We start from the raw sequence: 17582 nt of genomic DNA, 5'->3' as shown, positions 1-17582 counted from the left end.
CGCTCTGACTCCGAACTTCGATTCGGGCACGCCTACTTACACGGTGAGCGTTGGCAATGCAGTCACGAATCTCACCGTCACCCCGACGGTTTCGAATTCGCACGCGACTGTGAAAGTCGGCACGGAGGATGTTACCAGCGGCAGCGCTTCCTCTCCGATTGCTCTGTCCGTCGGCTCAAACGTCATTTCGGTAACGGTCAAAGCGGAGAACGGCGATACGCAAACCTACTCTCTCACCGTGACTCGTGCGGCGGCTCCGCTTTCGAGCGATGCAACCCTCAGCAATTTGACGGTCAGCCAGGGCGCTCTGACTCCAAACTTCGATTCGGGCACGCCTACTTACACGGTGAGCGTTGGCAATGCAGTCACGAATCTCACCGTCACCCCGACGGTTTCCGATTCGCACGCGACTGTGAAAGTCGGCACAGAAGACGTTACCAGCGGCAACGCTTCCTCTCCGATTGCGCTGTCCGTCGGCTCAAACGTCATTTCGGTAACGGTCAAAGCGGAGAACGGCGATACGCAAACCTACTCTCTCACTGTGACTCGTGCGGCGGCTCCGCTTTCGAGCGATGCAACCCTCAGCAATTTGACGGTCAGCCAGGGCACGCTGACTCCGAATTTCGATTCGGGCAAAACGTCCTACACCGTACACGTAGGCAATGTAGTGAACAGCCTGACCCTTACTCCTACACTTGCCGAAGCACAGGCAACGGTACTGGTCAATGGAGTTGCGGTCATCAGCGGCCAGGCTTCCGCTCCGATCTCCTTGAATGTTGGCAGCAACACCCTGACAGTGGTTGTCACCGCTCAGGATGGATCGACTCAAAAAACGTACACCCTCACCGTAATCCGAGCAGGCGGTAGCACCCCGTCTACCGGCACGGTTACGGTCGTCGTCACCGGAGGTTCCTCCACCGGCTCCACGATTCAAGACATGACGCAAAAACTGGGAACGAATTTGAACGTCTCCGCGACGATCTATGGCGCTGACGGGAAACCGCTCAACCTGTCTGACATCCCGGTCAAAAACGACGGCACGTTCCAAATGCCAAACGTTCAAACCGGAACCTACCACATGGTTCTGAACGTCATCGCGCCGACCGGTGAAAAACTTGCAGGTCAACCAGCGACCCTGACCGTCGACAGCAACCATGCGGCGAAGATCCAAACCGAGTTGATCGACCCGTTCGGCATCGTCCGCGACTCCATCACACATCAACCGATTGATGGTGTCAAAACGACCCTGTACTGGGCAGATACCCAACTCAACCGTGACAAAGGCCGCACGCCGAACACGCCGGTCAATCTCCCGGAACTTTCGAACATGGCTCCGAACCAAAACCACAACCCGCAGATCACCCGCGATGGCGGTCAATACGGGTGGATGGTCTTCCCGGACGGTGATTACTACATGGTTGCACAACGAGACGGCTATGTTGTATACGACAGTCGTCAAGACCTCCGAGATGAACAACAAGGCGATACCAGTTTCATCCGCAACGGGCTGATCCACGTCGGACAAACCATCGTCCAAATGAACTATGACATGGAACCGAAGGCCGTACGCGAAGGCGTTCACCAACCGTACATCTACGGCTATCCGAACGGCACCTTCGGCCCCGACAACCAGATCACCCGCGCAGAACTCGCCGCCATCCTCGCGCGCATTCTGCCGGATGGCACGAACTCTGCAACCGTACCGTCCTTCCAAGATCTCCAAGCAACGCACTGGGCGTACAACTCCATTGCGAAAGTCTTCGGTTTGAAGATCATGGTCGGCAACCCGGACGGCACCTTCCGCCCGGACGATGTCGTCACTCGCGCCGAGATGGCGGTCGTCATCGCGAAGCTCAAACAGCTTCCGACCGCACTCGATACGGACTTCTCTGACATCGGCGGCCACTGGGCGCAAGCGTTCATCGCCCAAGCAGAACAAAGCGGTTATGTGACCGGCTACCCGGATCATACCTATCGCCCGGACCAAGCGATCACCCGCGCAGAAACGGTCGTCATCATGAACCGTGTGCTTCAACGCCACGTCCAACACGTTGACACACCGTCCATTTGGTCCGACGTACCCTCGACTTTCTGGGGCTACGCAGACATCATGGAAGCCTCTCAATCACATGACTACCAAGTGCTGCAAGACGGCTCCGAAGTCTGGAAGAAGTAAGAAAAAAGCTGACGTCCCAATGGACGTCAGCTTTTTTGCGTGTTCATGATCTGCTCCAACACCTGATCGGCCGGCATCGGGCGGAAGTAGATAAACCCTTGCACCAAATTGCACCCGTGCTTGAACAGGAAATCGACTTGCTCCTCCGTCTCGACTCCTTCGGCGATGACTTCCATCCCCAGCGTCTGCGCCATCGCGATGATCGTGGTGACGATCGGCGCGCGATCGGCTTGGGAATCGATGCTCTGGACAAACGACCGATCGATTTTGAGCGATTGGATCGGGAACAAGTTCAGATATTGCAACGAGGAATACCCCGTCCCAAAGTCGTCAATTGATATGGATATGCCCAATTGGTGCAACTCTTGCATCGTTTGTTTGACACGTTCGACGTCCTTCATGACAACGCTTTCCGTGATCTCCAATTCGAGCAACTCCGGCGGAAGTCCGGTCTGCCGGAGCTTGTCCACGACCTGCTCCACGTAGTCTCCTTGGTGGAACTGAAGCGCCGAGACGTTGACCGCGACTCGCAGCGGAGTGCCCGCCTCAAGCCATGCCTTCGCTTGCAGGCAGGCGATCTCCAGCGCAATATCGCCGATTTGCGGGATCAGCCCCGTGTCTTCGGCGAGCGGGATGAAGTCTGCGGGCGACACCATGCCGCGCTGTGGATGAATCCAGCGGATCAGCGCTTCCACGCTTGTGATACTCCCTTGTTGAATGTCGACTTTCGGCTGGTAGTACAGCACGAACTCGCGGTTGGCGACGGCGACCCGCAGGTCTTTTTCCAACGAATACAGTTCGGCGGGGTCTCGGTCCGATTGGCGGTAGATCTCCACTTGGTGACGCGTGATCTTGGCGGTGTGGACGGCGGAGTCTGCGTTTTTCAGCAGGGTATCGGCGTCCAGCGCGTGAAGAGGGTAGATCGCAATCCCGACGCTCGGCGTCATGAACAATTCCTTGCCTTCAATCAAAAACTGCCTGCCGATGCAATGGAGCAGATACGAAACGGTGTCCAGAATCGACGTATACGAAGATTGGTTGCTGAGCAGGATCGTGAATTCATCCCCAACCACGCGAGCCACAAACAAACCGGACTCTGCACAACACTGTTGCAGACGCTCCGCCACCGCTTGCAAGAAGCGATCTCCAAACGCATGGCCGAACGAATCGTTGATGTTCTTGAAGCGGTCGATATCCAGATAGAGAAGTGCTGTGAGCGTTCCGTTCTGCCCCGCCCGTTCGATAGACTTGCCGATCTCCTGCACCATGAACCGTCTGTTCGGAAGTCCGGTGAGGTCGTCGTAGTACGCCATCCGTTTCAACTCGGTCTGCATCTGGTTGAAGGCGGTCACGTTCTTGATCGTTCCATAGACGCCGACGACTTCCCCGTTGACGAAGATCGGCAGTTTGGACGCCTGCACGTCGACTTTTTCCCCCCGGACGTTCAGGATCGACAGTTCGTAGGCGCCCGTCGTCAGTCCGGACTTGGCTTCGAGGAACTTCTGCCACGCGAGTTCGCGATGTTCCGACGCAACGACTTCCAAGAACGGGAGATACTCCAATTCCTCGCGAGTCATACCCGTCACCGTTCCGCAAGACTCGTTCAACGTCACCAACCTGCCCTCCAAATCGAGGGAAAAAATCGCATCCGGATGATGGTCGAACAGCGAACGATACCGCTGCTCGCTCTCCTCTAACAACTGCTTGGACAATTTGCGTTCGGAGATGTCTCGCCCGATTGCGATGACATGCGTGATTTGCCCGGTTTTGTCGAGAATCGGAGAGCCTGTGACTTCCATGTCGATCCATCCGGTTTTGGTTCGAAAGCGCATTTCCAACATGCGGGTGTGTTTCGTAACCAACAAGTCATAGAATTCAGATTTAATGGAAGACAGTTCGTTAGGGTGTACAAATTCGAACACCGATTTCCCAATGAACTCGTCTGCCGCAAAGCCTAAAACCGTCACATGAGAGGGGGATGCGTATTCGAGAATCCCTTCTCGGTCCATGACGGAAATGATGTCGGTCATATGGTCACACATGATATCGATTTGGTTGGAGAGGGTTTGGTGATGGGTGAACGCGCGGTCCTGTAACACCGACTTCGCCAACAAGCGGGCCAGCGACTCCATGATCGCGACGTCGCGGTCTTGAAAGGGATATGGCTGCGAATCAACAGCACCCAGTGTTCCGTACAGCACCCCGTCTTCCAAGACGATTGGAACCCCGAGGAACGCTTGAACGCCGGGGATCGAAGATTCTTCCAGATGAGAGATGAGGATCGGCTCGCGGCTGTTTCCAAGTGCGAGGAGTTTGCGGCACACTTCATCGGAAAGCATGAGTCCGCCTCGATCCAACACATTTTCAACAGGACTCCCGGCATTTTCGATATGTGCGACAAAGAAAGTTGTAGTCCCAAGGAATTCACTCAGTATGTTCAGGACTTCACGTTCTGCCACTCCTACGTTATGTCGGTCCTTGTCCATGAGATTCATCCATTTCCCCCCAGTCCCCATCGAGCTAACTAGTAGTTTTTACTAACATCTCGTATTAAGTATAGTTATACATTTCGACAAAAAATCCTTTTTGTTGCCGAAAAAAAAAGCTGACGTCCGTGGTGGACATCAGCTTTTTTTCCGTGCAGGCAGGCGTTCGATATACGCGCGTGACTCTTTTTCCAATTCCAAGACGTTCGTCATGGGGTTGCTGTATTCCTCGGTCCCTTCCTTGCGTTCACGGGAGAGGAGGTCAATCGTGACGGAGCCCTCCGAGAGATAGAGCAGGTCGTCTTGCACAAACGACCCCGTCGGGAAGTAGAACAACTCGCCAATGCGGTTGTGAGGTTGGTTGAGCAGGTCTTGCCCGAAGTGAATCTGGTCGCCGAGTTTCACGCCCAGCAGGTTGGCAAGCGTCGGCATCGTATCGACTTGCCCGCCGATGCCGTGCAAGGTTTCGGCCCCCATCCCCGGCACGTGCATGATCATCGGGATGTTCAGCATGTCGGTTTTGTCATACGGATGACCGAGCAGTTCTTGCAGAGATGTGGCGTCTTCGGCTGAGACCGAGTCGGCGTGGAACGCGAAGTGGTCGCCGTAGAGCGCGATCACCGTCTGGTCGTAGAGGCCGTTTTGCTTCAAGAGGTCGAAGAATGTGCCCAGTGCCGCGTCTGTGTAATGCACGGCGTGCAGATAATCGCCGAGCATCGTGCCTTGGTACTCGGACGGCACTTGCAAGTCGTCCGCCCCGTCCGGCAATTTGAACGGATGGTGACTGGACAGGGTGACGTAGTTGGCGTAGAACGGTTGTCCGCGGTCCGCTCGTTCCTTCAACAGCGGCAGGGACTTGCCGTAGAGCACGTTGTCGCTCGACCCCATGCCGATGACATCGTCGGTGCCGAAGTAAGATTTGTCATAGTATTGGTTGTATCCCATGTTCGGATACATCTCGTTGCGGTTGTAGAAGCTCGCGTCGTTGACGTGCATCGTGAACGCGTCATACCCGGCGTCCTCCAACAGTTTCGGGAGGCTTGGGAACGATTTGTCCTTGTAGATCGTCGACATCGCGCCGTTCTCCAGCGGGTAGAGCGAGGTGTTCGTGATGAATTCGGCGTCGGAGGTGTTGCCTTGCCCGATCATGGAGTTGTAATGATCGAAGTAGAGGCTCTCTCCGACCAGTTTGTTCAGGTTCGGCGTGATCTCTTGGCCGTTGATTTTCTTGCCGAGCACGAAGTTTTGGAACGATTCGAGCTGGATGACGATCAGGTTTTTGTTCTTCGCCACGCCGAATGCGCGCGGGTCTGTCGGTTCGGTGATGCCTTTGAGATCGTTGATGCCCTCTTGCGTAATCGGGCCGGTGTCGAATTCCTTGCTGCGCTTTTCTTTGATCGCTTGGTAGGCTTCGGCGTTGAGAAGGCCGACGTCCTTGGCGAGTTTGGACGGGTCGAGGACGTCTTGCGAGCTTTTCAAGGTGATGTTCCAACTTGAGACCAGCAGCGACAAGACCAGCACGCCGCCCCAGACTTTGCGCGGGAACAGCGGGTTCGCCGTGAAGATCGGTTTGCGGATCAGCGCAAACACCGCCACGACGACGAGGTCGAGGTACATGATGACATCGGTCGGGTCGAGCAGCACCGCGATGGAGTCGCCCACCGACTCCGCTTCGCCGAGCAAGTACAGCGACTCAAACGGCGGGATGCGGTGGAACTGGCGGTAGTAGACCAGCACCGCCAAATAAATGGTGGAAAGCAGGAAGTTCAGCAGGAAATAGACGACGTTCTTGCCCTTTCTGCCAATCAGCTCCACAGCGCTGAACAGCAACAAAAAAGCACTCAATTCCACTGCCACGACGCTCCAAAACGTGGCGTCTTCGTACATCCATTGTCGGACATGCAGGGACTTGAGTATCATAAACAGCGTGTAGAGGACAAAAGGGCTTCTCAGTGCCTTGAGCTCGGGACGCTTCATTTGTTTTCAACCTTCTTCTCATTAAGTTTGCCACCCAGTGTAGCAAAACTAGATGACGAAATCATGTTGAACGCAAAAAAAGCCCGGCGTGTGCCTGCCGGGCTTCTTTTTCCTCATACGGGTTGTTGAACTTGCATGACGTCGCGGGAGAAGCGCTCCATCTCTTCCAATTGCGGAGAGAATTGCAAGAGCAGGAGGTCGACGCCCGAGAATTTCAAGGTGGGTTCCCTCCATTCGTGCGTTGAATTAGCAGTTGCAGCCGAAACCGTGGTGATGGCCGTGAGCCGCAACCGCGATCTCCGCTTGGGCCGCCGTGATTTCCCGTGCGTAGCGGGTCAATTCGACGGTCATATCGGTATAGTGGAACGGCGTGATCAAGTACAGGCCGTTGAAATGTTGCACGGCGACGTCGAGCAGTTCCTTGGCGATCTGCACGCCTTCGTGACGGGCGGCCTCGCCTTCGAAGCGCTTGATGCGCTCAAGCGTCGATTCGGCGATTTTGATGCCCGGCACTTCGTTGTGCAGAAATTCTGCATTGCGCGACCCTGTCATCGGCATGATGCCGATGAAGATCGGAACTTGGATGTGCTTCGTCGCTTCGCGGATCGCGAGTAACGTCTCCACGTCATAGACGGGTTGGGTCATGATGAAGTCTGCTCCCGCTTCGACTTTGCGTTCGAGGCGTGCGATGGCCGGCTCCAAATTGCGGACGTGCGGGTTGAACGCCGCTCCGACGACGAAGCGGGCTTTGTTCTTCATCCGACGACCGGAGAAGGCAATTCCTTCATTAAGTTGTTTGACCATGCGGATCAGGTCGAACGACGAGAGATCGAACACGGACGTCGCCCCCGGCAGGTCTCCGACTCGCGCCGGGTCGCCGGTGATGACGAGGACTTGATTCAAGCCCAGTGCGTGCAGACCCAAGAGATGAGATTGCTGCCCGATCAAGTTGCGGTCGCGACAGGCGACGTGGGCGATCGCTTCGATGCCCATTTCACGCTTGAGAATGGCGCCGAGCGCCATGTTGCTGACACGGGTGGTCGCCAGCGAATTGTCGGCGAGGGTGATCGCATCTGCTCCGGCTTCTTGGAGCGCTTTGCTTCCGGCGAGGTACTTTTCGATGTCGAGGTCCTTCGGGGTGTCGTACTCGACGATGATCGTATGGCGTTGACCGACCAGATCGACGATGTTCGGAGACGGAGGCAATTCGATGCGCGGCGTTTCCCGTTCGATGACTTCCGTTTTGGCGGCGAGGGTGGGGTTGATGCGGGGCACGCGTTTTTTTCCCGCGACGGCGTCTGCAATCGCGCGGATGTGTTCCGGCGCAGTGCCGCAACAACCGCCGAGGAGTCCAACGCCTTGGTCGAGCAGTCGAACCGCATAGTCGCCAAAGTACGCGGCGTTGGATTTGTATTGGACTTTGCCGTCGATCATGCCCAGTCGCCCGGCGTTCGGGTAGACGGAGATCGGCATGCCTTCGGGGACGATGGTTTTTTCCAAGGAGCCGAGAATTTCAGCAGGGCCGAGTCGACAGTTCAGACCGACGACGTCGGAGCCTGCCGCTTCCAGTTGGCGAAACGCTTGGGTCAGTTCATACCCGTCTCGGGTGCGGCCGACTTCCAGAAGCGACAGTTGCGAGATGATCGGCGTACCGCTCGAAGCGGCCAGCGGGCGGATGACATCCAACGCCAGCAGCAACTCTTCGACGTCGTAGAAGGTTTCGAGAATCAAACCGTCGACGCCTTCATGCAAGAGCGCAACCGCCTGTTCCTCGTAGATGTCTCGGTATTCCTCCCACTCAGTGCCGCGAATGCGACCGGCGAGGATGGAGCCGATGGAGCCTACGACGAACGCTTCGCGTCCCGATTCCTCCACCGCTTGACGCGCAATCTGCACAGAAGCGCGGTTGATGCGCGTGGTGCGCGTTTCCAAGCCATAGCGTGCCAGCGAATCGCGGTTGGCCGCATAGGAGTTCGTCTCGATGACGTTCGCCCCCGCATCCAGATACGCCATATGCACATCCCGCACCCAATCCGGTTCCGTCAGACACAATTCCTCCGTCGAAGCTCCGATGGCGTTGCCTTGCAAATACAAAAGCGTTGCCATCGCGCCGTCCCCCACCAACACATCAGACCGCAGTCGCGCCCGAAAAGCATGTGATGAATTCACTTTGCTTCCCCACCCCTTCTTCCAAAAAAGTATATAAAAAAGCCTCTTCTCAGGCGTCCAAGAAGAGGCTCATTGTACAATTCGACAATAGATCGAGATCCTCTCTTATCTGCCAAAACGTCCCACATGGACGTAATTGCTGGAATTAGCACCATGTATCACGATTGATACCGGTTGCCGAGGTTTCGTAGGGCCAGTCCCTCCACCTCTCTGGATAAGAGTTGCGTATGAAGTTTTACGAACTTTCAACATACTTTAGAATACATCAAACTCTTCATCGCGTCAATGTGAGAAAAAAAGGGGGAGTGACCGCACACGGCACTCCCCTTTTTTTTGACTGCGCTTAGTTGTAGTTGACCCACACGCTCTTGTGTTGCGTGTAGTTTTCCAGCGCGTATTCGCCCATCTCGCGGCCGATGCCGGAGTGTTTGTACCCGCCAAACGGAGAAGCGGCGTCGAACATGTTGTAGCAGTTGATCCAGACGGAACCTGCTTTGAGCGAGTTCGCGACGGTGAACGCCGTTTTCATGTTCTGCGTCCAGACGCCGGCGGCGAGGCCGTAGGTGGATGCATTGGCGCGTTTGATTACGTCTTCGATGTCGTCAAACGGCATCGTGGCGACAACCGGGCCGAAGATTTCCTCTTGGGCAATCGCCATGTCGTCTTGGACATCGTAGAACACGGTCGGTCGCACGAAGTAGCCGCGGGAGAGGTCGCCCTCGCCGCGCTCACCGCCGATGGCGATCTTGGCTCCCTGTTCCAGACCGCGTTCGATGTAGCCGGTGACGCGGGTCAGTTGTTCTTCGGAGACGAGCGGGCCCATTTGCGTTTTCGGGTCGATGCCGTAGCCTTGGCGCACGTTGCTCGCATGCGTCACCATGTCGGAGAGCACGTTGTCGTATTGGCTTTTGTGGATGTACAGGCGGGAACCTGCCGAGCAGACTTGGCCTTGGTTGAAGAAGATCGCCTGCATCGAGCCTTTGACCGCACGGGAGAAGTCTGCGTCCGGGAAGATGATGTTCGGCGACTTGCCGCCCAGTTCCAGAGAGACGCGCTTGAGATCGACGCTTGCGTTGCTCATGATCAACTTGCCGACTTCGGTGGAGCCGGTGAACGCGATTTTGTCCACGTCACGATGGGTGACGAGCGCGTTGCCCGCCGTTTCGCCGAAGCCCGGCACGATGTTGACGACGCCCGCCGGGAAGCCCGCTTCTTGGACGAGTTTGGCGAGGTAGAGGGCGGACAGCGGCGTTTGCTCTGCCGGTTTGAGAACCACGGTGCAGCCTGTCGCCAGTGCCGCCCCCAGTTTCCAAGCGGCCATCAACAACGGGAAGTTCCACGGGATGATCTGCCCGACGACGCCGATCGGCTCGCGGCGCACGTAGTTGTGCATGTTCGGGATGTTGACCGGAATCACGTCGCCCGAGATCTTGGTGGCCCAGCCTGCGTAATAGCGGAAGTGCTCGACGGTCATCGGAACGTCGAACCCTTTGGCTTCTGCAATCGGCTTGCCGTTGTCGAGCGATTCGATCTCTGCGAATACGTCAGAGTCACGCTCGATCAAGTCGGCCAACGTGTAGATGAGACGGGCACGTTCAGACGGCATCATGCGATGCCACGGGCCGGATTCAAACGCGTCGCGGGCACAGGCGACGGCGCGGTCGATGTCTTCCTTGTCCCCTTCGGCGACGTAGGCGAGAATTTCGTTGTTCGCCGGGTTGTAGATCGGGAACGTCTTGCCGGAGACCGCTTCCACAAATTGACCGCCGACGAACATTTTTTTCACCGTTTTGGACTTTACGAAATCAACCGTGCGCGGGTTGAGTTTATGGCTAATTGCTTCCATCGATTGAAAACCCCCTGTTCTCTATGTACAGCCTGTTACAAAGATATGGGAGGAGGGGACAAAAAAGACCCGCTCGCGTGGGCGGGCGGGTCTTTTTTTCGAGCATTTTCGATTCTTAGAAGGAGTTTTTGACGACGATTTGGTCGAGACCGAAACGGCCGGACGGATGCGCCGGTGTCGCTGCTTTGCCAAGCGAGATCAGGACGGACGGGATGTAGCGGGACGGCACGTTCAGGGCTTCGACGATTTTTTCCTTGTCAAAGCCGCCCATCGGGCAGGTGTCGTAGCCGTATGCTTTGGCTGCGAGCATCAGTTGCATCGCGATGTAGGACGAGTTGCGGATCGCTTCGTCGCGTGCGCCTTGCGGGTTGTTGTCGTACGCCGCTGCGATTTGGCCGAGCAGTACATCGTAGACTTGCTGGGAGATGAAGCCGCCGTCGAGTGCCGGCTTGAAGACAGGTTCTGCGTTTTTGTTCGCTTCGAGGTCGCCGAGCACGAGGATGACAGCCGATGCGTCTGCCACTTGCTGTTGTCCGTACGCGATCGGGAGAATTTTCTCCTTGGTGGCTTGGTCGGTGATCACGACGAGCTTCCAGTGTTGCAGGTTCCAAGAGGACGGAGAGGTTGCCGCCAGTTCGAGGATGGCGTTGAGTTCCGCTTCCGGGATGGTGTAGGAGGCATCGTATTTTTTCACGGCATGGCGTTCGCGCATCGCTTGTTCGACGGTGACTTGGTTATGTACGTTTTGGGTCATGGGAGAATCAGTCCTTTCGAGGTTCAGGTTCCGCTGGGTAGCATTCCCCTGTATTCTCAAGATCATAACCAAGTTACTTTCTTTTGTAAAGTAATGAATTTGCGATGATCTGGCGTTTTTTCCAGCAGGGACTTGGTATGTAGTTGTGGAAAGTATCAGATTAGTTCTCGTTCTCTAAGAAAGAATAAGAAAGAATGCGTCAGGAGGAAATTCATGCCTCTGCAATTCACTCGACAGTCCTTTCCCCTGCTTCCGTTAGCCGGACTTGGCGCGGCGGGGATGATCTATTCCCTGATCAACGCCGAATGGCACATGCCGTCTACGGTGATTACGCTGACGATCTTGCTCGTGTTGATCGAGTTGTTGCCGTTGCGGCTTGGCAAGATCAATTACGCGTTCACATTCCCTATTCTCTTTGCGTTGCGCTTTGCAACAGGCGGCGAGGCCACGGTCATCATCGGGGTGCTGATGCTTGCGTCGATCAACATGATGCAGGGCAAACCGTGGCAGAAAGTCGTGTTCAACACGTCGTCGCGGGCGGTTGCGTTGGTTTTGGCGGAGTTTGCGACGATGCTTGTGCATCCGCTGCTCGGCGATGAACGCTTGGTGAGTCACGGTCTCATCGATTTGGCCGTGCAATGCTTCGTGTTTACGACGGTAACGACCGTTTTGGTGAGATGGTACTTGTTCAAAAACATGGACGGCCGCGGGTCTACGTTGTCCTTTTTCCTGCTGTGGTTGATGTCGATCTCTTCTTCGTTCTTCATCAACGGAATTATGCTGTGGATGGCGTACGATCCGAAGTACGCCGGACCGGGCTCGATCGGGACTTTATTTTATTTCATTCCTTTGGTTGGCGTGACGTTCGTGGTACACTTGTTGACAAACCTGACGCGTGCGAACAAATCGTTGGAGACGCTGTTCGTCGTGTCGCAATCGATCAACCAGCAGAATGATTTGCCCACGGTGTTGTCGCACGTCATTTCCGAAGCGACGAAGTTGGTCGGCGGAAGTTATGGCATGCTCTATCTCGTGGAGGAGGACGGAACGCTCAAGCGTGTGACCGGGACGTCGGAAGTCAACCTGCTCAAGCGCATTCCGATGCAGGTGGGCATCGTCGGGCAAGTGGCGCACTTGGGCAAGCCGATGTTGATTCATGATGCGGAGCGCGATACGCGGGTGCTGCGAACGGAGACCCAAGAGGATACCCGCTCGTTGCTCGTCGTCCCGATTCATATCGAAGACCGCGTGGTCGGAGTCATGTCGCTTGGCAAAAAGCAATCCTATGCGTTTCGTGATGATGACGTCAAGATGATGACGATCTTCGCGACGCATGCCGGCGTGGCGATGCGCAATGCGCAGTACATGGAGGAGCAGGAAAAACGTCTGCTGCTCGAAGAGCGCAACCGTCTCGCCCGCGAGATTCACGATGGATTGGCACAAGATCTCGCGTCGGCGATCTTGCAAGTCGAGATGATGAAACGCTCGGCTCCGCGTGAGATGGAGCTCCCGTTGACGGAGTTGCAAGAGATGGTGCGCAAAACGGCGACGATGGTGCGCCACTCGATCTATTCCTTGCGACCGGCGCCGTACTCGCATGTGGGTTTGGTTCCTGCTTTGCGGGCGCACTTGGATGAAGTGCGGGCGACGACCGGGATTGCGACGCATCTGTCCGCGAAGTTGCAGGGCGACCGCTTGCCATCGAAAGTTTCGCAGACGGTGTTTGCGATTTGCACCGAGGCGGTGAAGAACGCCGCGAAGCACTCGAAAGCGACCGATCTGTGGGTGACGCTGGAGAGCGACGGTGTGACGTTGATGGTGACGGTCAAGGACAACGGAGTGGGGTTCCATTTCGGACAAGCGATCTTGCAAGCGGCGGAGCGAAAAAGTTTTGGCATAGAGAATTTGCACAGCATCGCCGACGATGTGGGCGGGATGCTCGACTATGTGACGGCACCGGGTGAGGGAACCCTGGTGTCGCTGGAGATTACGCTGGAGGAGGTAGAATGTGATGAGAATTCGCGTGTTGCTGTGCGATGATCATACGATTTTGCGCGACGGTCTGCGCAACCTGCTCGAGGGCGAGTCGGACCTGCACGTCGTCGGCGAAGCGTCTGACGGCCAGCAAGCGATCGACGCCGTGCAGGAGTTGCAGCCGGACGTGATCTTGATGGACATCAACATGCCGGGGATGGGCGGTGTGGAAGCGGTTGAGAAGTTGACGGCTGAGCATCCGAACATCCGCATCTTGATCCTGACGATGTACAACCACGATGAATACTTGTTCCGCACGATCCGCGCCGGAGCGAAAGGGTATCTGTTGAAAGACTCCCCCGTTTCGGAAGTGGTCGAAGCGATTCGCAAAGTGATGAGCGGCGGGTCGGTGTTGAACCCGAGCCTGACCGACAAGCTGATGGCCTCGTATCGGGAACCGCGCGACGAGTCGGCGGAGAAGCTGTCCCCCCGCGAGTTGGAAGTTCTGACGGCGTTGGTGCAAGGGCTTTCGAACAAGCTGATCGCCGAGCAGTTGTTCATCTCCGAGACGACGGTGAAGTTGCATATCAGCAATATTTATCGGAAGCTCGGCGTTAAGAGCCGCTCGCAAGCGATCATGTACGCGGTGCGGGAGAAGTTGGTGGTGTTTTAGGATTTGTTTTTTGGAATGGAAAAAAGGAGCCCGGGCGGGATGCGCCGGGCTTTTTGTTATGTGTGAACAACCTGCAAGGTTGTTTATTTTCGAACGAAAAGGGAACCGTTCTTGAGAAGGCTGGCTTGATTCTCATAGATAAGATCAAACACCCTCTGGTATGTACTCATCTTGTGTTTCTGTCTACCATTCTCTTCGAATAGGTAGACGACACGATTTGTTCTCGCATCCATTCCTTGAACGAGTTGGTGCAGGTATTCCTCTGCATGAACTCGCGGAACGCCACGATCTCGTAAGAGGACGAAACTGCCAATGACAGATGCACAGGCGATCTCGTCATCGGTGGAACGGTAAACCATATCCCGCGCCGCATGATCATTCGAGGTGAACAACAGGATATGGTCAGCACCGATCCTTTGAAAGATTCTGATCAGTATTGCTGATTTGAGTTCACCGATGTGACAACCTATGAGATCTTGGTTTTCGATCTCTCGAAGTTCCTTCAACAACTCGGAACGAGTTTCAAACTCTCTTATAAGAAGAGAACGGTAGATACCTTTTGGGCTTGGCAGATGACTGGGATAATCGACACACTCGATACACGCCGCCATGACACGACGATAGAATTGACAGGCTACATACTCTGAATCTCCCGCTTCAACCAGTCGGTTCAGCAAGTCGGCATCGTCTATGACCTGCACTTTCCCCTGTTGGATCAACCAGTCCAACCGCTCTCTTGATTGACCACGAATAACCTCTCGATCTACAAAAGCGTGCATGACAGTCAAGTCGGCTGCCGAGGTGACTGCTTCAAACATCGAAGTACCCTCATATTGGACACAGTCTGTTAGGAGAAAAAAGTCCGTATCGGTATTGATTACGCTCAGTTTCAAAATATCACCCCCTTTCAAAGTTGGTTGAGAATCTTATAGGTCTTCTTCGAGTTTCAGGTAGTCTTCTAGAGGTACGTTTAGTTCCTTGAAGACTTTCTCTACTCCGTCATAGGACACGAAATTCCGTTCAAAATTCTGCAGAAGCAAATCGACCAAGCAAGAGTACTCGACCTCGGGGTCGACCCTTTTCCAACGCTTGGCATGTCCTGTTTTTTTCACAAGGGGCAATACCCCTGAATTTGGATCATTCTCAGGCAGAGCGAGAAATTCCTCAGCCTGCTCTGGTTTCAAGAAGCCATTCTCATAGAGTCGCAATACCATCGCATGAAAAGGCACTGCAAACGCATCCATTAACTTCAATACATCCCGCGCTCGGATTTTGTCCTTGTCTAGTTCCAGAGCAAGGAGTTCCTTATGTAATTGATGACTGGGTACCAATAAACAAGCTGCAAAGCAATTTGCAATTTTTTCTCGCAGAATACCGTTGTCATAGGTTTGTTGCAGGTTCTCTACCAAATCGTTTTTTTGACGTTGATACTCCGCATCATGACAGATGTGGTACCACTCATGAGCGGCCGCAAATATTTGCATGTCCAAGGGGAGCCATGTATTTAGATAGACATAATCTTTGGATTTCCTTCTCATCGTAAATGCGGAAATCGAGACATCTTCAATCGGGAACCGAATCAAATGGGTGTTGCTTCTGTTTCGCAAAATTCGCAGGATATCATCACGAATGGTTTGTCCTCGAAAATGTATGTTCAGATCCTGAAATGCCAGCCTTTCAACTCGTTTGTATTCCTCACGATGGCTAAAGTACAATGTATCCGTTACACCAATCACGCATTACTCCTCCCAACGTTTGACCCATGAAAAGTCAACAATTTGATTACTCAACGAGCGATCACCAGTTTCCTTATGTTCACGTATTTTCTCTTGCTGTTGAAGTAATGAAATGATTCTCAGCGCTTTTTGAACGCCTGCTCGACCTTGCTCCGTTCGGACCTGCCCCATGAAGGTCGGCTCCAGATCTTCCTCCAAATCGTACAAGGAAGACTCGCATTCGTTCGGTCGGGAGAGCGAATCGACGGTCACGCCGAGAATCTCGGCAATCCGCGTCATTTCAAGAATGGTGGTATTCTTCTCACCACGTAAAACTTTGCTCATGACCTGCTTGGAATACCCAAGTTTGTCGGCGAGGTCCTGTTGCTTGAATCCCCTTCGTTCCATTTCTTCGAGAATTCGTTTGCCTACCAGTTGATAAAATGTCAGCATCTTTTCACCTCCTCTCTGTTCTCAGTATATCCATCTGGAATCTCAAAAGTCAACAAATCATTGACAAAAAATAAAGACCCAACGCAGTGGTTGGGTTTTTAGTCGATCCCAAGCACCCAGCCTTCGAGGTGGGCGCGGTTTCGTTCTTCGTCGGTGAGGGTAGGGTGGAAGCAGGCGAGCAGGTTGCCTTTTTGGTCAAGATCAGTCAGTGTGGTGACGCAGGCTTTGGCGTCGTTTTCGTCGGTGCGTTGCTCCGTGTTGTAGAGCGTGGGGTAGACTTCGACGAGGACATGCCCGTCGGAAGGCAATTCCCAGCCGTCAAAGGGCCACGCGTGAAGTTGGATTCCCTGCTCACGGCAAAACGCACGCAGTTGTGCCAAGTACGGGATGCCGTAGAGAGCTTGCAGCCCCACCGCTCCGTTGCCTCCGAGTTGGTAGATCGGTTTCAGGCGGCGGTTGCGCGTTTCGACGAGACGACGCTCCGGCAAGGAGGCTTCGTCGTGCGCGAAGTACGGTTTTTTCACCTGTGGTTTGAAATGCGCTCCCCAGAACGGCCCCGTGGGTTGACCGGTGCGGGCGGCAATGTTTCGATTCGCTTCGGCCGCCCATTCGCGCGGGTTCGTCGGCGTGCCCAGAACTTCAAGCAGGTCCTCCCAACTGCGCTGGGTCTTGCCCGTCATCGCTTCGTAAAACCCAATGGGAAAACTGTAGCTGTGGTCCACACCGAACAGGATGCGCTGGCCAGCCGAATCTCGCAACAAGTCTTGCAGGGCAACAAAAAGCGACTCGCGCGTGTGATGCACGAGCGTCACGTCCCGACCGTCGCCCACGGCGAGGACGATGTGTTTGCGCTGCCCGGATTCTTTCGCCGCTCCGCTGTAGTCGGCAAATGCGTAGAGATCAAACATCGGACCCAAATTTTTCACGCTCCATCTCTTGAATGACGGTCATTCGCTCGGCGAGGTTTGAGCAATGGAACTCCCACTGCACCCCGTCCGGGTCGAGAAAGTTCACCGCCCTCCCGACCCCTCGCAGGACCGGCTCGCGGACGATGGGCACTCCGTGTGAGCGCAGGTGTTCGACCGCTTCTTCGAACTCATCGGGAGCCACGGTCAAGGCGATGTGGTGGACGCCTTTTTCCCCTTCGACTCGGGCTGTGGACGGCTTGTGCGAGAGGCAGAACCAGGTTGTACCGGACTCCAAGTAGGCGTAATCCGGCCCTTTTTGCACGAGGGTCATCCGCAGAATCTCTTGATAAAAAACCAGCGACCTCTCCAAGTCTTCTATATGGAGTGTGATGTGATTCAATCCCTTGGTGGTGAACATGCAAGCGCTCCCTCCTCTTCCTGTACTTCCCGT

The 17582-nt window shown here is 55.0% G+C and carries 13 protein-coding genes and 1 riboswitch; of the genes, 3 read left to right on the top strand and 10 right to left on the bottom strand.

Annotated features, from left to right (window positions below; all coding sequences use genetic code 11):
• Window positions 1-2176 (top strand): cadherin-like beta sandwich domain-containing protein (locus JJB07_RS04430; RefSeq protein WP_201631450.1); only part of this gene is annotated, 2176 nt, incomplete at its 5' end.
• 26 nt (window positions 2177-2202) lie between these two features.
• Here JJB07_RS04430 and JJB07_RS04425 read toward each other — a convergent pair.
• The 5 genes from JJB07_RS04425 to JJB07_RS04405 all read right to left on the bottom strand — a co-directional run bounded on the left by JJB07_RS04425 (window position 2203) and on the right by JJB07_RS04405 (window position 11408).
• Window positions 2203-4515 carry a bifunctional diguanylate cyclase/phosphodiesterase gene (locus tag JJB07_RS04425; RefSeq protein WP_201631449.1) on the bottom strand — a complete coding sequence of 771 codons (2313 nt, stop codon included), beginning with the start codon at window positions 4513-4515 and terminating at the stop codon, window positions 2203-2205.
• A gap of 285 nt (window positions 4516-4800) precedes the next feature.
• Complete coding sequence (locus JJB07_RS04420) at window positions 4801-6639, bottom strand: LTA synthase family protein (protein WP_201631448.1); 1839 nt, start codon at window positions 6637-6639, stop codon at window positions 4801-4803.
• A gap of 246 nt (window positions 6640-6885) precedes the next feature.
• The gene (locus JJB07_RS04415; RefSeq protein WP_201631447.1) at window positions 6886-8808 is read right to left on the bottom strand and encodes a bifunctional homocysteine S-methyltransferase/methylenetetrahydrofolate reductase; all 1923 of its coding nucleotides are present in this window, start codon (window positions 8806-8808) and stop codon (window positions 6886-6888) included.
• A gap of 102 nt (window positions 8809-8910) precedes the next feature.
• A riboswitch (SAM riboswitch) is annotated at window positions 8911-9029 on the bottom strand.
• 122 nt (window positions 9030-9151) lie between these two features.
• Entirely contained in the window at window positions 9152-10654 is a 1503-nt protein-coding gene (locus JJB07_RS04410) for an aldehyde dehydrogenase family protein (protein ID WP_201631446.1), read from the bottom strand.
• Window positions 10655-10769: 115 nt separating this feature from the next.
• The gene (locus JJB07_RS04405; protein WP_201631445.1) at window positions 10770-11408 is read right to left on the bottom strand and encodes a nitroreductase family protein; all 639 of its coding nucleotides are present in this window, start codon (window positions 11406-11408) and stop codon (window positions 10770-10772) included.
• A gap of 213 nt (window positions 11409-11621) precedes the next feature.
• Between JJB07_RS04405 and JJB07_RS04400 the strand changes: the two genes are divergently transcribed.
• Both JJB07_RS04400 and JJB07_RS04395 read left to right on the top strand, forming a co-directional pair.
• Window positions 11622-13448 carry a GAF domain-containing sensor histidine kinase gene (locus JJB07_RS04400; RefSeq protein WP_201631444.1) on the top strand — a complete coding sequence of 609 codons (1827 nt, stop codon included), beginning with the start codon at window positions 11622-11624 and terminating at the stop codon, window positions 13446-13448.
• Window positions 13420-14055 carry a response regulator gene (locus JJB07_RS04395; protein WP_201631443.1) on the top strand — a complete coding sequence of 212 codons (636 nt, stop codon included), beginning with the start codon at window positions 13420-13422 and terminating at the stop codon, window positions 14053-14055. Before JJB07_RS04400 ends, JJB07_RS04395 begins: the two co-directional genes overlap by 29 nt.
• An 83-nt stretch (window positions 14056-14138) precedes the next feature.
• Here the strand turns inward: JJB07_RS04395 and JJB07_RS04390 are convergent, their stop codons facing one another.
• From JJB07_RS04390 to JJB07_RS04370, 5 genes are all read right to left on the bottom strand, one after another.
• Window positions 14139-14873: a hypothetical protein gene (locus JJB07_RS04390; protein ID WP_201631441.1), complete on the bottom strand. Its 735-nt coding sequence runs from the start codon at window positions 14871-14873 to the stop codon at window positions 14139-14141.
• Between the two features lie 108 nt (window positions 14874-14981).
• Window positions 14982-15791 carry an ImmA/IrrE family metallo-endopeptidase gene (locus JJB07_RS04385; protein ID WP_201631439.1) on the bottom strand — a complete coding sequence of 270 codons (810 nt, stop codon included), beginning with the start codon at window positions 15789-15791 and terminating at the stop codon, window positions 14982-14984.
• A 3-nt stretch (window positions 15792-15794) separates the two neighbouring features.
• Complete coding sequence (locus JJB07_RS04380; RefSeq protein WP_201631438.1) at window positions 15795-16223, bottom strand: helix-turn-helix domain-containing protein; 429 nt, start codon at window positions 16221-16223, stop codon at window positions 15795-15797.
• Window positions 16224-16321: 98 nt separating this feature from the next.
• Window positions 16322-17149, bottom strand: coding sequence for a hypothetical protein (locus JJB07_RS04375; protein WP_201631437.1), 828 nt, complete (start codon window positions 17147-17149; stop codon window positions 16322-16324).
• Complete coding sequence (locus JJB07_RS04370) at window positions 17124-17549, bottom strand: VOC family protein (protein ID WP_201631436.1); 426 nt, start codon at window positions 17547-17549, stop codon at window positions 17124-17126. The genes JJB07_RS04375 and JJB07_RS04370 overlap by 26 nt, the downstream gene beginning before the upstream one ends.
• Window positions 17550-17582: the final 33 nt, after the last annotated feature.

It is taken from the genome of Tumebacillus amylolyticus (assembly GCF_016722965.1).
Taxonomy (GTDB): Bacteria; Bacillota; Bacilli; order Tumebacillales; family Tumebacillaceae; genus Tumebacillus; species Tumebacillus amylolyticus.
The sequence above is the reverse complement of the archived record's forward strand: the minus strand, read 5'-3'. Positions and strand labels throughout refer to the sequence as shown.

Excerpts from the sequence above, each read along its gene's own strand:
- JJB07_RS04410 (WP_201631446.1), bottom strand. The coding sequence starts at position 10,654 with ATGGAAGCAATTAGCCATAAACTCAACCCGCGCACGGTTGATTTCGTA.
- JJB07_RS04390 (WP_201631441.1), bottom strand. The coding sequence starts at position 14,873 with ATGTTTGAAGCAGTCACCTCGGCAGCCGACTTGACTGTCATGCACGCT.
- JJB07_RS04425 (WP_201631449.1), bottom strand. The coding sequence starts at position 4,515 with ATGCTTTCCGATGAAGTGTGCCGCAAACTCCTCGCACTTGGAAACAGC.
- JJB07_RS04380 (WP_201631438.1), bottom strand. The coding sequence starts at position 16,223 with ATGCTGACATTTTATCAACTGGTAGGCAAACGAATTCTCGAAGAAATG.
- JJB07_RS04420 (WP_201631448.1), bottom strand. The coding sequence starts at position 6,639 with ATGAAGCGTCCCGAGCTCAAGGCACTGAGAAGCCCTTTTGTCCTCTAC.
- JJB07_RS04405 (WP_201631445.1), bottom strand. The coding sequence starts at position 11,408 with ATGACCCAAAACGTACATAACCAAGTCACCGTCGAACAAGCGATGCGC.
- JJB07_RS04400 (WP_201631444.1), top strand. The coding sequence starts at position 11,622 with ATGCCTCTGCAATTCACTCGACAGTCCTTTCCCCTGCTTCCGTTAGCC.
- JJB07_RS04395 (WP_201631443.1), top strand. The coding sequence starts at position 13,420 with ATGAGAATTCGCGTGTTGCTGTGCGATGATCATACGATTTTGCGCGAC.
- JJB07_RS04370 (WP_201631436.1), bottom strand. The coding sequence starts at position 17,549 with ATGTTCACCACCAAGGGATTGAATCACATCACACTCCATATAGAAGAC.